This is a genomic window from Bacillus sp. NPDC094077, assembly GCF_050279465.1.
Classification (GTDB): Bacteria; Bacillota; Bacilli; order Bacillales; family Bacillaceae_G; genus Bacillus_A.
Window position 1 is genome coordinate 58,884 of record NZ_JBNNUF010000009.1, and the last position, 21,661, is coordinate 80,544.

The window sequence follows — 21,661 nt, forward strand, 5'->3', positions numbered from 1 at the left end:
TGCCCTTTCTATCTTTAAGACAAACATGGTATACATATTCACTATACATTGTTTTTATAATGAACTCTACTTCTATTCATTCCTTTAGCAGAGATAAAGAAAACCTTTAATCAGCGGGTATTTTGTCCATCCCCACTGATTATTAGCCCACACCAACCGAGATTAAAAAATAAAAATTCATATGCTTGTTTTTTTGTTACAATAAAGGAAAGTTACTTTTCGCAACGGTTTAACTCTCAAGAAAAATGGTATATCTAGCAAAAACATAGTTTGGTCTATATAATGCAACTTCTACCTATTAAAAGAACATGCACCCTTTTACATACAACATCATTTTTCTAAATTATACAGGGGGGAACGAACATGACCATTGAAAATCAATTTATCCAAAAAGTTTACTATAAAACATTTTTAACAGAAGAAACTTCTACTCCGGTATCGGAAGTACTCGGTGAAGCATATATAAATGAATCTACAAATGAATTCTCCAACATTTCTAATATTCGCTTTGCTCAAGGTGAATTTTATTACCAAAATAAAGATTTTGAAGCGGCCATATTTAAGTGGGAGAAAGTAAATAACGATCTTGAGCTTTGGGCAACCAAAAATATTGCTGATGCCTATTTTGAACTAGGATTCTTAACAAAAGCAGAAGAGATTTATCAATCTATTCAAGCTGAAGATACAACGCTTACGATGGAAGTTTCCTTGCAACTTCTTTCTCTTTATATCGAACAAGATCGTTTAGGGTTAGCCTTTAAGACGGTTAGTGAAGCTGTAGCATTTCAACCGGACTATCCGAATATTACTGCAATCGCGCGTTCTTTCTATGAAAAACAAGAGGATTGGAACAACGCTATCGAACTAGCAGTTCAAGAAGGAATTCGAACGAAATCTTTACACTGGTTTGATACGTTAATCAATTACGTGAACCGAGGATTTACTAAAAAGATTAAACCTGAATATTTCTATGAATCTTTAAAAGCTCTATATACTATTGATCAAGCCCAATTTAAAGACTTTGTTATTACTCTTTGGAACAGCTATCAAGATGAACCATTATACCTTTCTTGGATCCAAAGTATGAATCATTTATTCTTACATATTGAAACAGATAACAATGACAATTGGAATGAAATTTCTATCCGCTACCAGGAAACATACTTTGCATTAATTACTGGCGATCATTTTATACATGAATTAAACGGTCTTGTGCCTGATTTATTAACAAATTGGTTTAGTTTAACAAAAGCAAAAGATTCCTTACTTGTCTCTGCCGCAGTATTAGCATGGAATGAAGTTTCACCTACAACTTTAGAATCATTACTCGTAAAAAGTGCTGGAGCTTTACTTTCTAACTCATCAGCTGAAACAAATGTAGATTTGGAAACCGTTTCTCATTTATTCGAAACAATTGCTATTTGGGCCGAGAAAAATGATGTAGATTTAAGTCATCATTTTACGCTACTCGTCCATGAACTATGTGATTTAAATGTTACACAATTACTAATAGCTGGAACTAGTGACCATGATAAAGCGTCATTCGTCAATTCAATATTAGGAGAGAACATCTTAACTGAGGCTTTAACAACTCCTATTCTATTTAAAGACAATAGTCAAACTGAAATAACAGAATTCACCGAGTTTGACATACGAAATATCCCGAACCTTGATGAATTCCATCAAATAATGGCTACATCTTCCCAGTTAGAACTTGAGAAAAAATGTATAGAAATCAAGCTACCAAGTAGATTTTTAAGAAAAAATAAGTTTGCATTTCTTGTCACACCATCTGTTCAAGGACAACTGGATAAAAACAGCTCATATTTTGAATACTTACAAGCAGCAGATAGCCTTGTTTACGTGTTAAATTCTTCTTCACCATTGCACGGTGAAGAACTTGATACATTACTTTATCTACGTGAACAGGTGCCAAACTTACAAATTCATTTCGTATTACACACAAATAATACGACTACTAATGAAAAACTAATTAGTAAACTTAAAGTCCATTTCCAAAATGCAAAATTCTTCCCATACTCTCCTTCCCAAGAGAGTAGCCAGCAACTTGGGGATGTAACAGAATCCATTCTCTCTAATCTTGCAGAACGTGACATAGAAAAAGAACGTATAGAAAAGCTAATATGGTTTACTCAAAAGACAATCGCGTACCTTGTGAATGAACGTGTGGAATTAGAAAATACATTAGTAAAATCAGTACGCTGGAATAAACATATATCTGTAAAACTTAATGGATTTATTAACAATCTTACTGCTCTAGAAAAAGACAAAATTCGTTCTATTACAGAATCTTATCTTTTAACGAAAGAAGAAATTACACGAGATATACATTCTCAAATTCCTGAATTATTACAGAGCTGCTCTGACCTTGTTCAAGAAGATAGTGATTTCAAATTAGTTCATGAAGAATTAAACGCTGCGATGAACGCACGAATTCAAAAACATGTACAACAAGTACTTCTTCCTAAATTTACGCAGTCTATTCAAGAATGGATTGAAACAGCACATAATGAATTTATTCAAGCTCAAGCTTATTTAGATGAAATGAGTGAAACTTTCAATAAACTATATAAAGAAGAACGTATGAAACTTCCTTGTGATTTCAAATTACTAGATGATTGGCATCGGGATGTTGTACGAATGACAAATAGAATTACAGTAACAAACATCAACATTTTATTACGCTTTACACCGACACAATTTTTCTTAAAGAGTGCCGGAAAATTATTTGGTAATATGCAAAAAAATCAATCTATGCTCGCAAACAAATATAAACAATATATTGAAACAGAAGACTACACAGAAATTGCTCAAACAATTTCAAAACAATTCTTCCTTCAATTTGAAGTATTTGAAGGTGCATTAGAACGTGATATCATGATGTTCTTCAAAGATCCACTTAGCATATTGAAACAAAATGTAGAAGCAGCTCAGCTTGAAATACAGGAAGACGAACAAACATTAACGAAACTAAGAACAAATCCAGAAACTTATCACGATCCTTTAGCATTATTTAAACTGCAACTACTGCAGCACAAATTCGTTTTAAGTACTAACAACAATAATGAAGACATCTTTGTATCTAATGAATCTCCTACTGTTTAACATAAAAAACCAAGCAAACTAAAATTTGCTTGGTTTTTTACTTTAATTCATTATTTTCACATGTTCAAATGGGTAATAAATTGCTGTTAACTTTCCTAATACATCAGCTTTGTCAATGAATCCCAAACCATTCCTACTATCCCTGCTGACTAAACGATTATCTCCCATAACAAAAATCTTATTTTTAGGAATTGTAATTGGCCCAAAGTCTTCTGTTAAATTGATAAGTAATTTTTCAGCCTGTTTTTTATTATTCTGTAAGTACTCTTCATTTTTCACTTCATGATTCACATATAATTGGTCATTTCTCATCTCAATTACATCACCCGGTAATCCAATTATTCTCTTTACATAAAAATTATCCGTCTTCACAACAATAATATCTTCTCTCTCATAACTTTCAAATCTTTTTGCAAGTTTATTAATAATCACCTTATCTCCATCTTGTAACGTTGGCCTCATAGATGCTCCCTTTACCGTCGTAGGGAAAAACAAAAAAATTTTCGCTAAAAACACCAATACACATGCAATTGCAATTATTTCAAAGAATTCACGCAAGCGTTTTTTCTTTTGCATCATTCCACCATCTCATCATCTTTTTATTTTTATTATAAGTACTCCAACTAGTTATTTTCCACAAAATTCTAAATTTAAAAATTATTATATTACAAATATAAGAATAATAATTCTCATAAATTTATTATTCTTATATACTATGTTTTTCATTTATTAAGTTTCTATGAGAATTATGCTTAAAAAGAAAAATACTGACAAAATTAAACAAAAAAATCGACTTTAGTTGGACTGTATTTCTTTATCCCGCTATTTATGGGCAGTAAGACTCCCGATTGGTTCAACTAATAATCAGTGGGGGATGAACAAAACCCCCACTGATTAAAGTTTCACTTTATTCTTTGTCTGTTATACTCTGCGGAAACTAGAAATGGGTTTTCATTATCTTCATTGGGAGTCTCTAACCTAGTGTTACTTTATTTACAACAAAAATATAGTGGCATAGTAATAAAAAAAGATACTCTCAAAATAGTCTATCTACTATTTTTGAGAGTATCTTTTTATAATCCTACATATACAATACACATCTGAGCAGCGACATATGTAAACCAAATCCAAAGTGGCTCATACTTCAATTTACGCCCTCCGATATCTGTCACACCAATAATAAAATCAGAAATTACAAACAGTAAACCACCAAACGCTGGTATCCACCATATTCCTGTATTCTCGTAGTATAAGGCGAATGCAAAACAAGCCATTCCCCCAACCCACAATCCGTAAATCAGAGCCCCTATCGTAAACAGTTTATCCTGTTTTTCATTTCGGATAAAAAAGAACCACCCTATAATTAGAAAGAGTCCGTATACAAGTAAACCAATCCAAAAACCATTCCATGAAATACCTGTTTGCAAAAATGCTTTTACATAAAAACAATGGGCAAGAGCGAAAGTAACCATCCCTCCAATTAATCGATGGCCAAAGGGAATCAAACCTGCCATAAATAAATCTCCTACAGTCGATAAAGTCATTCCTAGTGCAACCCAACTGCTATACTCTATCGATGGATCTTGTAACCATATCCAAATTGCACTACCTGTTAAAGAAAAACTAAGAATAAGGCGAACCGCTAAAGGTAACGGCATATTTTCTCTTGTTCTTTTTGTCTGTCCTATTGCATAAATTGCTCCTGTTAAAAAAATAATTATTTGTCCGATTAACACCATGTAAAGTACATTCATAACCTGTTCTCCTCAATAAATACTTTATTGTATCTTCTTTCGTTATATGTAGTCTGTTCTCCTTTTTCTCCCTAAAAAAAGAAGAACAATACTGTTCTTCCATTTTAATCACTTTTTTGTTCTCTACGCTACTTGTTTTTTTTGCTCCATTTTCTGCTTAGCCGGGGTACGATTTACGACAATAATGCCCGCTGCTACACATGCTAAACCGAATAATACAAAGGAATGAATTGCTTCCCCTAAAATTATGCTCGATAATAACACACCAAATACAGGTATAAAAAACATATACATTGATACTTTTCCAACCTTATTGTACTTCATAATTGTATTCCAAATGCAAAAACCCGCTGCGGATAAGAAGGATAAATAGATCAGCATAAATATTGCATGCAGACTAAATGTAAATGGCATGACTCCAGCTTGTAAAGCACCTATACATAATAGTCCTATAGAACCAAAAATCATTTGATATGCTGTCATATAGCCAACATCTAGTGTTTTGCTACCTTCTTTTGCTAATATGTTTCCATATGAATACATCATTGCTGCACCAAGAAGTAATAAGCTACCGATTCCAAAATGAAATGATAAGCTACCGTCACTCGGTACATTTACTAAAATTACACCACAAAAACCGATAGATACTCCAATTATTTTTCTTATATTGAGAGCATCATCTTTATATAAAAAGTGCGCGAGTAAAATTTGAAAGAATGACGATGTTCCTGAAATAATAGCTCCTTCAATCCCCGAACTATAACTCATTCCAATATAAAAACATATATATTGAAGAAATGTTTGAAATAAACCAATTTGTACTAACTGTTTCCCCGTTCCTTTTTTGAAGTTCATATCTTTTCCTAACACTTTAAAAAATAGTAAGAGCATTACTCCAGATAAGAAGAAACGATAACCAGCAAATAGTATTTGCTCCCCAACTTCTTGTGGCTGAATTCCAAGTTCAGCATAACTTAATTTAATAAAAGGGAATGCGCTCCCCCATAAAAAAGTTGTTACTATTGCAGCAATAAACACGCCAATCGGATGGGTAAAAAATTTCTCTGTCTTCACTTGTTGTCTTCCTTTCCGACCTTTTTACGAACAATATTCATATATACCAAAGGAATTGCGAAAACACAAGTTTTCAGTTTATACTTAAAACAAAAGCATATCATCTCATAAAAACATATGATATAATATAGAATAATTACAACATAATAACTATTAAAATCAGATTCAACAGAAATGCTGCTATCCATTATGGATGGCAGCTTTCGTCGTTTTATAGGGGTTTCGATTTTGATTATTTTTCTCAATAAGAATTCGGAAGGAGCGGGTAGTAATGAACTCAGAAGCAAAAACGTTACAAGCAAAAAAAACGATTTCTCATCCCTCTTTATGGGATACATTAAAAAAACATTATGAACTTATATTTGCAGTCGCATCTGGTATTTTCATTTTAGCTGGGTGGTTATTCACAAAGAACGATGTGATGAATGTAGGTATTACTTGCTATATCCTTGCTTATATAGTTGGTGGATATGCAAAAGCGAAAGAAGGCATTGAAGATACAATTGAAGAAAAAGAGCTAAATGTCGAAATGCTCATGCTCTTTGCTGCTATCGGTGCCGCAATAATTGGCTACTGGGCAGAAGGTGCAATTTTAATTTTCATCTTCGCACTAAGCGGTGCAATGGAATCTTATACGCTAAGTAAAAGTCAAAAAGAAATTTCAGCGCTTCTTGATTTACAACCTGAAGAAGCATTGCGTATTTCAAATGGAACTGAGGAACGTGTTCCCGTTGGACAATTACAAATTAACGACATTATTTTAATTAAACCAGGAGAACGTGTTCCTGCTGACGGTACAATTCATAACGGTGAAACAAATATCGATGAAGCAGCGATCACTGGAGAGCCTATTCCTAATGAAAAAAAATATGGTGATGAAGTATTTGCCGGTACTGTAAATTTACGTGGTGCTATCGAAGTTAAAATTACAAAACCGAGCGATCAAACACTATTTCAAAAGATTATTCGTCTCGTTCAAAGTGCACAAAGTGAAAAATCACCATCACAACTATTCATCGAAAAATTTGAAGGAACTTATGTAAAAGGGGTACTAGTCGTTGTTGCACTAATGATGTTCGTCCCTCATTTCTTACTTGACTGGAGCTGGAATGAAACGTTTTATCGCGCAATGATTTTACTTGTAGTTGCATCCCCTTGCGCACTCGTTGCTGCCATTACACCAGCAACGTTATCTGCAATTTCTAACGGAGCGAGAAACGGAATTCTCTTTAAAGGCGGTATACATTTAGAGCGTCTCGCTTCAGTAAAAGCAATCGCGTTTGATAAAACAGGAACATTAACACAAGGAAAACCTACCGTAACAGACGTATATGTTCGAGATACTATATCAGAAAAAGAAGTACTCTCTATTACAGCATCGATTGAAAATCACTCTACCCATCCTTTAGCCGAAGCAATTGTTAAATATGCAAAACATGCCTATGACATTACATTACAAAAACCAGAAAACGTTGAAGATGTAACTGGTTTTGGCTTAAAGGGCATATTGGAAAACAAAGCTTATAAAATCGGTAAGGCTGATTTTATCGGTGAAGAAACAAAAACATTTCATAGTGGTATTTCTGCCTCACTTGAAAAAGAAGGTAAAACTGTCGTTTATATAAGTGATGCAGATGGTATTCTTGGACTTATCGCTTTAAAAGATACGCTTCGCCAGGAAACGATAGCTGCCATTCGAGACTTACAAAGCATTGGTGTTGAAGCAATTATGATTACCGGTGATAATGAGGAAACAGCAAAAGCAATTGCCTGTGAAAGTAATATAAAAGAATATTACGCATCATGTTTACCAGAAACAAAAGTTGAAACGATTAAAAAGTTAAAAGAAAAATACGGTACAGTAGCAATGGTTGGAGATGGTATAAACGATGCGCCAGCACTCGCTACTGCTAGTATAGGTGTCGCGATGGGTGAAGGAACAGACGTAGCTTTAGAAACCGCAGACGTTGTTCTTATGAAGAACGAATTATCTCGCCTTTCTCAAGCAATTCGTCTATCCAAGCGAATGAATCGCATTGTTAAGCAAAACGTTATCTTCTCTTTAGCTGTCATTGCAATGCTGATTTGTTCAAACTTCTTGCAATTTTTAGCTCTTCCATTTGGCGTTATTGGGCATGAAGGAAGTACGATTCTTGTCATTTTAAATGGCTTACGCTTATTAAAAGGAAACAAATAACGGGTCCCTCATAAAGGACCCGTTTTTTTAATGGTAGCTATTATGACCGTTCGCACTACTGCTTGTTTTATGCTTTGGATGCGAACTGCTCTTTTTCTTACTATTATTTTTATTATTGTGGTTCTTTTTATTATTACTCATGAAATATCCCCCCTGTTCCCTTTTATTATGGAACAAGAGCTCATTTTTCATTACGGGAATTATTGTCACCCGTTCTATAATGATGGAGTAAACCATTGATTTCACCGCCAAGTAAAATTACCCACGCAGTTAAGTAAAACCATAACATTAAAATAATGATACCACCGAGACCACCATATGTATTGGCGTAATTCGCAAACTTATCTACATAATAAGCAAATGAGTACGATACCACAATCCATCCTACAGTAGCAAATACTGCTCCTGAAATAACTTCTCTTCTTTTTAACTTTCGATCTGGTGCAAACGTATATACAAAACTAAACAAGGCAAATAGTACAAAGAAACTCGCTACTAATCGCGTAATACTCCACACGTAAGAAAAACTATCTGATAAACCAATTGCTTTAAACACAGCTGCCCCAATCACTTGTCCGAACACCGGAACAATCAGCGCAAATACAATCATAAAAATGATAGCTAACGTAAACACAATTGATAACGCTCGTGTTTTAATAAAGGAACGTGTTTCTGTTACATCATACGCACGGTTGAAAGCATTCATAACCGCGTTTACTCCGTTTGAAGCAAACCATAACATCGATAGTAAACCAAATGATAATAAACCACCATTTTGCTCATTTACAACTTTATCTACGTTTACTTCAATTAAGTTCATCGCATCTTCCGGTACGTACGGTTCTAATAAATTGAGCACACTTTCTGTTTGAAGGTCAATGAATCCAAGAAGCGTAATTAAGAAAACAAGCCCAGGAAAAATAGCAAGCAAGAAGAAATAAGCGAGCTGTGCTGCCAAGCCCGCTACATCATCGCGCATCGTCCGGTCATACAAATCTTTACCGAACGAATAAGTGCGATTTCTTCTCACCTTTTCTAAAATTTTTCTCATATATGTTTAAACGCTTTTCTTCTCTTCTTTATCTTGCTTTAACTCAATGTACGCTTCAGTTTTTTTTTCCTCTGTATGTGAGTCTTTCATAAATAATTCACGTGCTTCTTTCATACCACCATCTTCAGCGACTACTGGCTCTTCTTCTGCTTTAAGCTCATCTACCTTTGGAGATACAGCTTGAATTTCAATCGTTTCTGGCTTTTCTTCTCGCTCAACTTTTTTCTTACTAAAAATTTCTTTCGTTTCTTTTAACGTCTCTACAACGGACGGTGTCAATTTTTTAATTTCTGCTACTTTCGCTTTCACTACATTGAAATCAGCAAGTTCGCGCCCTTTATCTGTAACAGTTTGCACTTTTTCTTTGATCTTTGCATTTTCACCAATTTCAATCATCTTTGTTTTTGCTTTTTCTGCTGTATTTTTTACTTTTTCACGGTTTTCCTTCTTTAACATGGATACAGCTACACCTGCCGCTACACCAAGCGCAATGTTTCGAGCAATATTATTTTTCTTTGCCATATTCCTTCACCCTTTCATTTCTTATGTTAGAAAGTATTTCTTTCTAAGCTTCCTCATATTCCTTGCTCATTTCGAATGAAAGCTAATAGCTTTGCACACCCTTCTGTTACAAGGTCATACACTTCTTGAAAGTTCCCTGTATAGTAAGGGTCAGGAACGTCTGTCCAGCCACCGTCTGGAACAAAATCGGACAGCCTGCCAATATAGCCTCCAGTTTTACCTAAACTTTTTAAATCCGCTATATTCTTGTTGTCCATGGCAATAATATAATCAAACTTTGTTAAGTCTTCTTTTTCTACTTGCCTTGCTTTAATTCCTTCAAAATCGACTTCATTTTCTTTTAAAATTTTTTGTGTTCCTTTATGTGGTGGATGACCAATATGCCAATCTCCAGTTCCTGCAGAATCAATGACAATTTTCTCTTCGAGTCCCTCTTTTACGACAAGATTTCGAAAAATTGCTTCTGCCATTGGGGAACGACATATGTTCCCAAGACAAACAAACAATACTTGAACCATATTTTTGTTTCTTCCCTTCTTGGTGCATTTCTTTATATATACTTATAGTATAAACAACCAATTATTAATTATAAAGGAAATCCCTACTAATTTAATAGGATTGAAAAGTTTCATTAACGAAAATGATAAAAAATGTTAAGATAGCCTTATGTTATTTTAAAGGGGGACACTTCGGTGGATTTATCCGTAAAATCAGAAGAAAACGTTGAATATATGGTCGAAGCTATTAAAGAAAAATTACGCATGGTTAACGCTGGAGCAATGAGAGCTGCTAGCTTTAATGAAGAAATGTACGAAGATTTACGTGACATTTATGAGCATGTTATGAAACGTGAAACATTCAGCATTAGTGAAATGCAAGCCATTACAGAAGAATTAGGTACATTAATTAAAAAATAACAAAGAGCCTCGATTATATGAGGCTCTTTATTATTTCCAACAAATTCATGACAACTCTTCTCGTTCCCTCATTCCATTCTAAAATACTGTACAATAGAAGTAGAACCTCATCTTAGATTTTTTCTCCGTACATACTACTCGCAAATAATAGCAACACTACCATTGCTAACTGTTTTTACTGGGGGTGCTTACTTATGAGCAATTGGTACAGTAAGACGAAAAATCAGATATTAACAAATCTTAAAACAAATGAACAAAGTGGTTTAACAGCTGACAGCGTAAATGAACGCTTAAAGCAGTTTGGTCCAAATGAATTAGCTACAAAACAAAAACGTACTTTATGGCAGCGAGTTTTCGCCCAAATTAATGACGTCCTCGTATATGTCCTTCTTATTGCTGCCCTTATTTCTGCATTTGTAGGAGAATGGGCGGATGCAAGTATTATCGCGCTCGTTGTCGTTTTAAATGCAGTTATTGGAGTGATTCAAGAATCAAAAGCCGAGCAAGCTTTAGAAGCACTAAAAAAAATGTCAACACCTAAAGCCATCGTAAAACGGGACGGCGAGCTAAAAGAAATTCCATCTGAACACGTCGTTCCAGGTGATATCGTCATGCTCGATGCAGGGCGTTATATCCCATGTGATTTGCGACTTATTGAAACAGCAAATTTAAAAATTGAAGAATCTGCCCTAACTGGTGAATCTGTCCCTGTTGATAAGGAAGCACTTTACCACCCTTCTATGTCGATGCAAGCTGATGAACAAGTACCACTGGGCGATCAAAAAAACATGGCCTTTATGTCAACGCTAGTAACATATGGACGAGGCGTCGGTGTTGCTGTTGAAACTGGAATGAACTCACAAATTGGTAAAATTGCTACCCTTTTACATGAAGCAGACGATGATATGACACCACTTCAAAAAAGCTTAGCTCAAGTAGGAAAATATTTAGGCTTTGTCGCTGTAGCTATTTGTATCATTATGTTTCTCATTGGCTTTTTACAAGGTCGAGATACGTTAGAAATGTTTATGACTGCTATTAGTTTAGCTGTTGCAGCTATTCCTGAAGGACTACCAGCCATCGTTTCCATCGTTCTTGCAATTGGTGTTCAGCGCATGATTAAACAAAACGTTATCATTCGTAAACTACCGGCTGTTGAAGCCCTCGGGTCTGTCACAATTATTTGTTCAGATAAAACAGGTACATTAACTCAAAATAAAATGACCGTTACTCACTTTTATAGTGATAACACATACGATCACTTAGAAAATTTGAATGTAAATAATGATGTACAACGTCTATTATTAGAAAATATGGTGTTATGTAATGATGCGTCTTATAGTAGCGAATCACAAACCGGGGACCCTACTGAAATTGCTCTTCTCGTTGCCGGAAGCTCTTTTAACATTCAAAAAGATGATTTAGAAAATAAACATAAGCGCGTTAACGAAGTACCTTTCGATTCAGATCGTAAAATGATGTCAACAGTGCATACATACGATGAAAGCTACTATAGCATGACAAAAGGCGCCATTGATAAACTTTTACCTCACTGTACCCATATTTTTAAAAACGGCAAAATCGAGGTTTTAACTGATTCTGATACAAATCAAATATTAGACGCTGCCCAATCAATGTCTCAAGAAGCTTTAAGAGTACTTTCATTCGCATTTAAACAATACAATTCAAACGATGTGGATATAGATCATCTTGAAGAAGACCTCATATTTATCGGCCTTGTCGGTATGATTGATCCACCGCGTACAGAAGTAAAAGATTCTATTACAGAATGTAAAAAGGCTGGCATTCGTACAGTCATGATTACAGGTGATCATAAAGACACCGCATTTGCAATTGCCAAAGAACTTGGTATTGCTGAAAAAGAATCTGAGGTTATGATTGGAACTGATTTAGATAACATTTCAGATACAGAATTAGCAAATAAAATTAATCATTTAAATGTTTTTGCTAGAGTCTCTCCAGAACATAAAGTGAAGATTGTAAAAGCTTTACGTGCGAAAGGAAATATCGTTTCTATGACTGGTGATGGCGTCAATGATGCTCCATCTTTAAAGCAAGCCGATGTTGGCGTAGCGATGGGCATTACAGGAACAGACGTTGCAAAAGGGGCAGCGGATGTAGTGTTAACAGATGATAATTTCTCATCTATCGTGAAAGCTGTTGAGGAAGGTAGAAATATTTATCGTAACATAAAAAAAGCTATTCTCTTCCTATTGTCTTGTAACTTTGGAGAAATTATCACGCTATTTTTAGCAATTTTACTCGGCTGGGCAACACCGTTACGCCCAATCCACATTTTGTGGGTCAATTTAATTACCGACACACTTCCTGCACTATCACTCGGTGTTGATCCTGAAGATTCAGATGTGATGAAAGAAAAGCCAAGACGTGCGAAAGAAAGCCTATTTAGCGGTAGCATTCCTTTTCTCATTTTCAATGGGGTTGTAATTGGACTTTTAACGTTAGTAGCCTTTATCGTCGGGGCAAAATTCTATACCGGAGATACAAATTTATTCCCTCTTTTCCCAGAGCAAATTGATGAAGATGCCCTATTACATGCTCAAACAATGGCATTTGTCGTTCTTAGTTTTTCTCAGCTCGTTCATTCATTTAACTTGCGTTCCAGAACGAAATCTATTTTTTCAATTGGGATATTCACAAATAAATACTTAGTCTTCTCACTTCTTATCGGTGTTCTTATGCAAGTTTGTATCATCTCCATCCCACCTCTTGCAAATATATTCGGTGTACATGCATTAACGATGCGAGATTGGGGATTCGTTCTCTTATTAAGTATCATTCCACTTGTTGTGAATGAAATCATTAAATTAGTTAAGAGAAACTAAAAGGCAATGAGGAGCAGTCCTCATTGCCTTTTCATTTATCCCGCTATTTGTGAGAGATGCCCCCACTGATTAAAGTTTCACTTTATCCTTGTAATTCTTTTTTGATGTTCTCTGTTAATGTAGCCATACGTTTGCGACTTTCTTCACGCTCACGTTTATTTTGCTCTTCAATTTGTTGTGTTTCTTGCATACCTCTTGAAATAATGTTCCAAGTTTCTTCAAGTGTTTCCATTTTAATACTAGAAGAACCTGATAATCTGGCTACTTCCACACTTTGCGTTGCAATATTTTGTGCATTTTTCTTAAGTAATTCATTTGTACGGCGATCCAGTTCAGCCATAGAGTCTGCAACAAGCTTTTGACGCTTCGCATTCACCGCTTGAATGATACCATTTTTAAAGATAGGGATTGTTGTAATAAATGCTGTATTGATCTTACCGATTAATTTATTATTACCACGTTGAATCATACGAATTTGTGGTGCTGTAAGTAACGCAACCATACGTGCTTTTTCTAAATCATCAATACGTTGTTCTAAAATTTCAACAGAGTTTTTAAGCGACTCTAATTCAATACCTGCTAATTGATCATTATTACGTACACGCTCTTCATACATCGGAACTAGCTCTGTATTTAAACGCTCTAATAACATTTCTCCTGCTACTACGTATTTTTCTAAATCTAAGTAATATTTTAAGTTTTGCTCATATAAACCGTCTAACGTACCAATTGATTTTTTCATTTCATCTTGATACTTCGTAATTTCCACATACACTTTATCAATTTCACGGCCCATCGTTTGATACTTGCTAAAGATTTGTTCAATCATTTTATCCGCTTTTTTGAACATACGTGAGAAGAAACCACTTTTCTCTTCCGCAAAGTCTTTGCTATCGAATCGGTCCATAATTTTACCAAGCTGTTTTAATAATTCACCAGAGTCTTCTATTTTTGATAAAGACATTGTATGTAAAATTTGATCTGCAAAACGTGAAATTTCCATAGAAGGTTCTTTTCCAAGTTCAATTAATTCTAACTGATCTTTAATATCTACGGCATTATAAATACGTTGTACATCCGCATCTTGTCTAAGTTGCAAGCGAACATCTTGTGCGGTTTGCTCATTTAATTCTGTTTTCGAATCTAGTACGACTGGGTTATTCATATGGTATTCTCCCTTTCCTTATAAAAATGGACGAAATAGTCCTTTTATTGTTTGTGATAAATTTTTATAGGCTGATGAACCATGAAACTCAAGATCGAAATTAACTTCTTCAAGCCAATGCGAATCAAATGCCCCTGCTTCAATATACGGTTCAATATCGTTTCTTCCCGTTGGATTGAAGTGGAATACGTCTACTCCAATTTGATTTAAAAATAGTAATAAAACAGCATCAGAACGAGTCAATTCTCCGCTCTTCTCATTATTAAATATAACAATTTTCGGTACATCTTGTGAATAATCAAATTTCTCAAGCTGTTCTAAAATATTCGGCGGTATTTGGGAAAGTTGTGCGAAAACATATAGCGCTACCTCTTGTTTCGTCTCTTTCCCAACTGGTTTACACATTTCACTTTCACATGCATGAATAATTGCCTCTGCAATGCCATGTTGTAATCCTTCTGGTAAACGTTTATGTGGCCACCAATGGCTGTTCATAATTAAATCAGGGTGTAATTTCCCCCCTCGATCCAATGCATCACGGTAATGGTATTGGAAATTTGCTTTTTGTTCTTTCGTAAAAGGAAATGTATTAATTAATAAACTGTTATCAAATGAGGTCACAGCTTTTAATCGCTGAAAATACTCTTTATCATTCTTTGAAACGCCTGATATTTTAGCAAATAATGAAGGAATATATATATGCTTATTTTCCACAAAGAATGTTGGGCGCACAAAAGCCTTTTCTTTCGTAATCAAGAAGAGTTCATCATACGTCGTTTTTAATGTACGTGCTACAGGTGTATATGAACGGAATTGCCACGGCTTGTACAATAACGAATTATCATGATGGAGCACTTGTTCAATTTCTTTCGAAGCTTGATACGCTACTGTTGCAACACGCTCACGTCGACGATCCGGGAATGGTTCAAGAGAAATACGACTAGAATGAGACACAACAAAAGTTCTCCCCTCTTCATCAATATCCTCAAAACCATCTTTTCCTTCCGGATGATAATAAAGCACATCACAACCGAGCATAATAAGAAAATATAAGAAATATAAACGGCTTTCCTGTGCATCACCATACCAAACGATACGCGGCATTTGTTTCTTATAATTAATCGTAGAGAACCAATTCGCTACGTAATTTTCGCTTAATTTAATCATGTCGATTAAGAAACGACGGAAGCCTTCTGTCTTTAAAGATTGATTATGTTGTTTCTCATATAATTTCAATACAGAAATAAACGTCGTATGTATATAATGCTGTAAATCAGGATTGTCTACTTTCGGTAAAAGTTGTTTCCCAGATAAGTGTGCCACTAGCCTATTTACTGTCAGACCATTTGGTGCTTCTTGATGTAATCCGAACACTTCTTGAATATGGCGAAGCTTTTCCGAATCAATCACTTTATTAAGGTTTTGTTCATGTAAAACCTCGATCCCTTTTGCTTCACTATAATCAAATAATTCATTGAAATATTCATCTACATCATTAGGAACGCCAAGGATTCGACTTGCTATATAACTAAATTTCATCTCACTCTCTGTCAGTTCATATTGTGGGCGTTTTTCTAAAAGCATTTCAAATTGCTTTAAATCTGATTCATTTTTTAATGCATATGGTTGAAGTGTAAAACGTGAAAACACAACAGTTCACCTCCAAAAACATTTACGTTTTTTCTAAGACCTTCTTCTATTATAAACTATTTTTAGTTATAAAAAATGGGCGCTCGCAAAACGAGCAAACCCATTTCAATTATTTATGATTATCTTTAGTAGCTGCAACTTCTTCTCTAGCTTGTCCAGAATTCTTCATGTAGTGAATTATAAACGTTACTCCAAATGCTACAACTAAAATAATAAAGAATAGTATGTGACTCATTTCATATCCAATTAGAGACAATAGCATTTTCGCTGCAATAATTAAAATTAAAATATATGCCGTTGTTTCAAGCTCTGGAATACGTTCTAACAATTTTAAGAATACGCCAGCGATACCGCGCATCATTAAAATACCAAGCATTCCACCTAATAGTAAAATCCAAACTTCATTCGATACACCGAATGCAGCAAGTACGCTATCTACAGAGAACGCAATATCCATTAATTCAACCATCGCAACCGTTCCCCAGAAGACACCGAACATTCTAAAGAGAATACTATTTTGATTCATACCATGTTCTTCTTCTTCTTCACTTGCACCTTTGCGCTTATCAATAAAGTATTTTACTGATAGCCAAGCAAGGTAAAGCGCACCAAGAAGTTTTACCCACCATAATTTGATTAAGAACATTCCAATTCCAATCGCAATAAAACGGAACGCATAAGCTCCAATAAGTCCATAGAATAACGCTTTTTTTCGTTTCTCTTCCGGAAGATGTTTTACCATTACCGCTAACACAAGTGCGTTATCAGCAGATAATAAACCTTCAAGTACAACAAGTGTGCCTATTAATCCCCAAGATACTGGATCTTGCAACACTTTAATCCACATATCCAAGTCGAAAAACTGAGCATACGTATTAAGGATTTCTTGCAAAATGCTCATCTTACCTTTATCCCCTATTCTTTGCTAGATTTATAGAAAGGTCAAAAAAAGGAAACGAATGTCGTTTCCTTTCTATGCATCCAAGCCATACGCTCTTACAAGCGCACCTAGTCCACCTTGGAATCCACTTCCTACTGCATTAAACTTCCACTGTCCATTATGACGGTATAATTCACAAAAGACAACTGCTGTTTCGATGGAGAAATCTTCCCCTAAATCAAAACGAAGAACTTCTTCATTTGTTTCTTCATTCGCTAAACGAACGAACGCATTTCCTACTTGTCCAAAGTTTTGATTACGACCTTCTGCATCATAAATCGTAACTGTAATAGCAATTTTATGCACGTCAGCTGGAACTTTCTTCAAATCTACAACAAGTTGCTCATCATCGCCTTCGCCTTCACCTGTTCGGTTATCCCCTGTATGTAAAACAGATCCACAAGGAGACTGTAAATTATTGTAGAAAATAAAATCCGTTTCCTTTGTACATTTCCCGTTTGCATCTAATAAAAAGGCAGATGCATCTAAATCGAAATCAGATCCACCATCATAAGATTTAATATCCCAACCAAGACCAATTACTGCTTTTGTTAAACCTGGGCTTGTCTTACCTAAATCAATTTTCTGTCCTTTTTGTAATTGAATAACCATGTATATTCACCTCTATATTTTAATCTTTAAAAATATATCCATCAGTAAACATGCATTTCACCGATGGATATATAAAACTATTACTCTACATCTAAACCAAAGTTATTACATAGAGATGCTAATCCACCTTGGAATCCACTTCCGATTGCATTGAATTTCCATTCACCTGCATGACGGTATAACTCTCCTACTACTACAGCAGTTTCAATAGAGAAATCTTCTCCTAAATCGTAACGAATTAATTCTGCATTCTTTTCTTCATCTAGAATACGTACGAAAGAGTTAGAAACTTGTCCAAAGTTTTGGCTACGGCCTTCTCCATCGTAAATTGTAATAGTGAAGCAAATGCGTTCAATATGTGCTGGGACATTTTTTAAATCTACTTTAATAGATTCATCATCGCCTTCACCTTCACCTGTACGATTATCTCCTAAATGCTCTACAGCGCCATTCGCACCTTTTGGGTTATTATAGAAAACAAAATCCTCTGCTCCTGAAACTTTTCCGTTAGCACCTACTAAGAAAATACTAACATCTAAATCGAAATCGTTTTGTCCGTCATAACGATTCGTATCCCAACCAAGCCCTACAAGAACTTTCGAAAGACCTGGATTCGTTTTTGTTAAGTCTACCTTTTGTCCTTTTTTCAATGAAATAGATGCCATATACGATTCCTCCTCAATTTATCTTATTGGTAACGTGATACAATCTCACTTAAGTTTTTGTCTTGTGTTCCTTCTCCAACTGCTGAAAACTTCCATTCGTTTCCGTTTCGATACATTTCCCCTGCAATTAGAGTCGTTTTGCCAGCATAATTATCTGATAAATTATAACGTGCTAATTCTTCACCTGTTTGTGGGTTTTGAATACGAATATATGCATTGCGAATCATCCCAAAATCTTGACGACGATTTACACAGTCATAAATATTTACAACGAATACTAAACGATTAATACGGCTCGGAACTTTATGTAATTCTACGAAAATTGTTTCGTCGTCACCAGCGCCTTCACCTGTTAAATTATCTCCTGAATGAATAATACTACCACAAGTAGAAAGTTTGTTTCCGAAGTAAACTAGATCATTTTTATTTAAAAAACGATCTCCTTCTAACATAACAACAGATGCATCACAATCTACATTTGGTTTACTTCCAAATAATGAAGACAGAAATCCACCTGATTGCCCAATTGGATCCCAGCCTAAGCCAACCTGTAGTTTCGCTACCCTCGGTTGTCCTTTCGTTAAATCGATCTTTTGTCCTTTTTCTAAAATAATAGGCATGAAGTTTCTTCCTTTCTACAAAGCATTTTCCTAATCGGAAAATATTGTATTCTTCTCTTATATTGTAGCATTATTTATCTAGTGAAAAAAAGAATAAATTCTCAATTATATGAAAACAACTATAGTATTTATTTATATCGATGTAAGAAGTGGTAAATCGATCCAATCATTCCTGCATGATTACGATTTTGTGCGAATTTAATCCCGCAATTACCTTCATTCCTTCCAACACCTTGCCACAGCTCTCCAAACAAAGCACAGTTGACGTCATTTTCAATGGATATAGGAACTTTTAATACTGTTTGTAATCTATCAATAATAGGAATGCCAGCATAGCGTGGAATATGATCCACGCCGCCAGTTATGCTTCCCTTATGAATATCTACAATTCCAGCTGTACTAATACCGATTCCAGAAACAACATGTTCATTCATTAATTGCTCCGCCAAACCAATAATCTTTTGAACGATTTGTTCTCCACCTAAATAAGTCTCTGTTAATACAGTTTTGTGATTTAGTAATATCCCGAGTTCTGAAACAATCCATATTTAATCTGTGTACCACCAATATCAAATGCGATATATTTTTTCACACTGTCACTTCCTCTAACATTATGAATTTCATTCTTCTGCATTGAAATGATGATGTATTCCTTTAATAAGAGTTTACAAGATTTACAGACCCAGCTTTTACGTAGACACTGTTGTATTCTTTATTATCTGAAACAATTTCATAATACGACCCTTGTGGTGTATTAACTGTTCTCTTAATGGCTACCATAATGTTCCGAGATGTAGTTCCAGTCTGACCTTCAGCCAAACTTTTGAATATTGGGGAACCTGTTGTTAACGTTCCAAGTCGATATTTATTTAAATCTTTACTTCCATTCATTGCATCAATTCTATACATAAGCGAGGCAATTTGCTGTCCCCAGTTTTCGTCACTTGCATACATGACGTTCATTCCTTGTGCCTTATCCCCTAAGTTTCCACCATTATATGTATTTCCACTTGGATTTAAGTAATGCTTATCTATATATGCCGCACAAAAATCAATACCTTCTTCCCATGTCTTGAACCCAGTCGCACCATTATATGGATCTGAATCTACTGCTCTAAAGCCAAATAAATTTTTCTTATCTTGCGCGATACGGCTTGTTCCCCATCCAGATTCTAAAATTGCATGTGACACTAAGTAGCCGGCATTCATCTTATATTTCTCTGCTGCACTTACAAAATATTTTCCTAATCCAATAAGTGGACTATTTGCATTCGATTTACGTAAGAAATTATCAATTTCATCTCCTGTATAAGTAGATGTTGCACGAAGTGGCATATATTCAAAGTATTGATAACTATCTTGTCCACCAATTTGTTTCTTATCGAAAGCTTCGTAACGCTCTCCTTCTTTTAAATGCTTCGGAGCATTACCAATTTGATATGTTGCGTATTTACCATTTGCAGGATTGTATACATAATGATATAGCTTGCCATTTTTAGCTGCATAATACGACGTTTTCTCACCAGTCATTGTCGGATGTAATGTAACATCGTTTATATTCACATAACCCGTCATACCATCAATTTGGACATAAATACGATCACCAACAGCTTTTACAAATTTCAGGTCGGCTCCACCCTTTACATATGTGAGCTTTTTACCCGTCGTAATATCATAAATATTAATAACTCCATTCGCACGAACGAAACCTTGCTTCATATTTACAACTTTACCGTCACTTTTAATGTAAGCATCTTCTTTCATGTTTTGCATAATTTGTGTTGCTTCTGCTTCATTTGGTTTTTGAACCTTTTGTGATGAGGTAACAATTTCATAAGAAGACGAACCCTGTTTAACTTTTAAGAATTGTAATGAAACATAACCCTCGCCACCATTAAAACGGATTTTTGCCCAACCATTTTCTTTCCCTATAATTGTAACAGTCTCTCCATTTTTTAAATGACCAACAGCCACCGCACCTGTTGATGGACCTTTACGCACATTTAATAAAGACGCATTTACAACAGCTCGTTCTTCTGTTACTTGTTCAGGGTTTTTTGGATTTGTTGGATCTATTGAATCTTTACCGATTGTTATAAATTCTAGCGATGCATAACCTTCTTTCCCTTGGTAACTTATTTTTGCCCATCCATTTGCTTTTCCTAGAATCGTTACTTTTTCACCATTTTTTAAGTTTCCGAGGATCGAGCTACTTGTATTCGCTGCACTTCTTACTCGTAGGCTTGTCGCATTGATTGTTCCTACTTCTTGCGTTCCGTTTGTAATGTTTTCCGCTGGTTTTCCTTCTTGTTTCCCTGCTTCTAATTTCACAAACTCTAGCGATACATAACCTTCTTTTCCTTGATAATTAATTTTCGCCCAGCCGTTTGCTTTTCCTAGAACCGTTACTTTTTCACCATTTTTTAAGTTTCCGAGGATCGAGCTACTTGTATTCGCTGCACTTCTTACTCGTAGGCTTGTCGCGTTAATTGTTCCTACTT

17 protein-coding genes and 1 pseudogene are annotated in these 21,661 nt (G+C 35.1%); 4 read left to right on the forward strand and 14 right to left on the reverse strand.

Translation table 11 applies throughout. The features are described from left to right. Window positions 1-363 precede the first annotated feature (363 nt). Window positions 364-3,126 carry a tetratricopeptide repeat protein gene (locus tag ACQKNR_RS20245; protein WP_427320013.1) on the forward strand — a complete coding sequence of 921 codons (2,763 nt, stop codon included), beginning with the start codon at window positions 364-366 and terminating at the stop codon, window positions 3,124-3,126. Window positions 3,127-3,168: 42 nt separating this feature from the next. Here the strand turns inward: ACQKNR_RS20245 and lepB are convergent, their stop codons facing one another. The 3 genes from lepB to ACQKNR_RS20260 form a co-directional block, all read right to left on the reverse strand. After that, complete coding sequence (gene lepB / locus ACQKNR_RS20250; protein ID WP_193414402.1) at window positions 3,169-3,705, reverse strand: signal peptidase I; 537 nt, start codon at window positions 3,703-3,705, stop codon at window positions 3,169-3,171. Window positions 3,706-4,199: 494 nt separating this feature from the next. Next, the gene (locus ACQKNR_RS20255; RefSeq protein WP_427320015.1) at window positions 4,200-4,880 is read right to left on the reverse strand and encodes a lysoplasmalogenase; all 681 of its coding nucleotides are present in this window, start codon (window positions 4,878-4,880) and stop codon (window positions 4,200-4,202) included. A 123-nt stretch (window positions 4,881-5,003) separates the two neighbouring features. Further along, a complete protein-coding gene (locus ACQKNR_RS20260; protein WP_427320017.1) occupies window positions 5,004-5,954 on the reverse strand; it encodes a DMT family transporter in 951 nt (316 codons plus the stop codon). A 271-nt stretch (window positions 5,955-6,225) separates the two neighbouring features. Between ACQKNR_RS20260 and ACQKNR_RS20265 the strand changes: the two genes are divergently transcribed. Further along, entirely contained in the window at window positions 6,226-8,151 is a 1,926-nt protein-coding gene (locus tag ACQKNR_RS20265) for a heavy metal translocating P-type ATPase (RefSeq protein ID WP_427320019.1), read from the forward strand. A 181-nt stretch (window positions 8,152-8,332) separates the two neighbouring features. On the opposite strand, the gene ACQKNR_RS20270 is transcribed toward ACQKNR_RS20265, so the two are convergent. The 3 genes from ACQKNR_RS20270 to ACQKNR_RS20280 are packed head-to-tail and all read right to left on the reverse strand — an operon-like array spanning window position 8,333 to window position 10,242. Further along, a complete protein-coding gene (locus ACQKNR_RS20270; RefSeq protein WP_427320021.1) occupies window positions 8,333-9,202 on the reverse strand; it encodes a YihY/virulence factor BrkB family protein in 870 nt (289 codons plus the stop codon). 6 nt (window positions 9,203-9,208) lie between these two features. Then, on the reverse strand, window positions 9,209-9,724 hold the full coding sequence (locus tag ACQKNR_RS20275; protein WP_427320023.1) for a DUF4075 domain-containing protein: 516 nt from the start codon (window positions 9,722-9,724) through the stop codon (window positions 9,209-9,211). A gap of 53 nt (window positions 9,725-9,777) precedes the next feature. Next, a complete protein-coding gene (locus ACQKNR_RS20280; protein ID WP_427320025.1) occupies window positions 9,778-10,242 on the reverse strand; it encodes a low molecular weight protein-tyrosine-phosphatase in 465 nt (154 codons plus the stop codon). Between the two features lie 174 nt (window positions 10,243-10,416). Here ACQKNR_RS20280 and ACQKNR_RS20285 point away from each other — a divergent pair, with 174 nt between their 5' ends. Continuing rightward, window positions 10,417-10,641, forward strand: coding sequence for a DUF1128 domain-containing protein (locus tag ACQKNR_RS20285; protein WP_000366197.1), 225 nt, complete (start codon window positions 10,417-10,419; stop codon window positions 10,639-10,641). 194 nt (window positions 10,642-10,835) lie between these two features. Beyond that, complete coding sequence (locus ACQKNR_RS20290) at window positions 10,836-13,508, forward strand: cation-translocating P-type ATPase (RefSeq protein ID WP_427320027.1); 2,673 nt, start codon at window positions 10,836-10,838, stop codon at window positions 13,506-13,508. 82 nt (window positions 13,509-13,590) lie between these two features. Here ACQKNR_RS20290 and ACQKNR_RS20295 read toward each other — a convergent pair whose 3' ends face one another. The 8 genes and pseudogenes from ACQKNR_RS20295 to ACQKNR_RS20330 all read right to left on the reverse strand — a co-directional run. Continuing rightward, window positions 13,591-14,673 (reverse strand): toxic anion resistance protein, encoded by a 1,083-nt coding sequence (locus tag ACQKNR_RS20295; RefSeq protein ID WP_001064413.1) that lies wholly within the window; start codon window positions 14,671-14,673, stop codon window positions 13,591-13,593. A gap of 18 nt (window positions 14,674-14,691) precedes the next feature. After that, entirely contained in the window at window positions 14,692-16,323 is a 1,632-nt protein-coding gene (locus ACQKNR_RS20300) for a YceG family protein (protein WP_427320029.1), read from the reverse strand. 109 nt (window positions 16,324-16,432) lie between these two features. Then, on the reverse strand, window positions 16,433-17,224 hold the full coding sequence (locus ACQKNR_RS20305; protein WP_427320031.1) for a TerC family protein: 792 nt from the start codon (window positions 17,222-17,224) through the stop codon (window positions 16,433-16,435). 72 nt (window positions 17,225-17,296) lie between these two features. Next, the gene (locus ACQKNR_RS20310) at window positions 17,297-17,875 is read right to left on the reverse strand and encodes a TerD family protein (RefSeq protein ID WP_000236648.1); all 579 of its coding nucleotides are present in this window, start codon (window positions 17,873-17,875) and stop codon (window positions 17,297-17,299) included. A gap of 80 nt (window positions 17,876-17,955) precedes the next feature. Continuing rightward, complete coding sequence (locus ACQKNR_RS20315; RefSeq protein WP_000146731.1) at window positions 17,956-18,540, reverse strand: TerD family protein; 585 nt, start codon at window positions 18,538-18,540, stop codon at window positions 17,956-17,958. 23 nt (window positions 18,541-18,563) lie between these two features. Next, window positions 18,564-19,160 (reverse strand): TerD family protein, encoded by a 597-nt coding sequence (locus ACQKNR_RS20320; RefSeq protein WP_002174699.1) that lies wholly within the window; start codon window positions 19,158-19,160, stop codon window positions 18,564-18,566. Between the two features lie 209 nt (window positions 19,161-19,369). After that, window positions 19,370-19,752, reverse strand: a pseudogene (locus ACQKNR_RS20325) (ROK family protein); the annotation flags it as partial. A gap of 62 nt (window positions 19,753-19,814) precedes the next feature. Then, window positions 19,815-21,661 (reverse strand): SH3 domain-containing protein (locus tag ACQKNR_RS20330; RefSeq protein WP_427320033.1); only part of this gene is annotated, 1,847 nt, incomplete at its 5' end.

Coding starts and splice junctions, on each gene's coding strand:
- ACQKNR_RS20290 (WP_427320027.1), top strand. CDS start 10,836: ATGAGCAATTGGTACAGTAAGACGAAAAATCAGATATTAACAAATCTT.
- ACQKNR_RS20255 (WP_427320015.1), bottom strand. CDS start 4,880: ATGAATGTACTTTACATGGTGTTAATCGGACAAATAATTATTTTTTTA.
- ACQKNR_RS20315 (WP_000146731.1), bottom strand. CDS start 18,540: ATGGCATCTATTTCATTGAAAAAAGGACAAAAGGTAGACTTAACAAAA.
- ACQKNR_RS20265 (WP_427320019.1), top strand. CDS start 6,226: ATGAACTCAGAAGCAAAAACGTTACAAGCAAAAAAAACGATTTCTCAT.
- ACQKNR_RS20270 (WP_427320021.1), bottom strand. CDS start 9,202: ATGAGAAAAATTTTAGAAAAGGTGAGAAGAAATCGCACTTATTCGTTC.
- ACQKNR_RS20320 (WP_002174699.1), bottom strand. CDS start 19,160: ATGCCTATTATTTTAGAAAAAGGACAAAAGATCGATTTAACGAAAGGA.
- ACQKNR_RS20280 (WP_427320025.1), bottom strand. CDS start 10,242: ATGGTTCAAGTATTGTTTGTTTGTCTTGGGAACATATGTCGTTCCCCA.
- ACQKNR_RS20245 (WP_427320013.1), top strand. CDS start 364: ATGACCATTGAAAATCAATTTATCCAAAAAGTTTACTATAAAACATTT.
- ACQKNR_RS20275 (WP_427320023.1), bottom strand. CDS start 9,724: ATGGCAAAGAAAAATAATATTGCTCGAAACATTGCGCTTGGTGTAGCG.
- lepB (WP_193414402.1), bottom strand. CDS start 3,705: ATGATGCAAAAGAAAAAACGCTTGCGTGAATTCTTTGAAATAATTGCA.
- ACQKNR_RS20295 (WP_001064413.1), bottom strand. CDS start 14,673: ATGAATAACCCAGTCGTACTAGATTCGAAAACAGAATTAAATGAGCAA.
- ACQKNR_RS20310 (WP_000236648.1), bottom strand. CDS start 17,875: ATGGTTATTCAATTACAAAAAGGACAGAAAATTGATTTAGGTAAGACA.
- ACQKNR_RS20305 (WP_427320031.1), bottom strand. CDS start 17,224: ATGAGCATTTTGCAAGAAATCCTTAATACGTATGCTCAGTTTTTCGAC.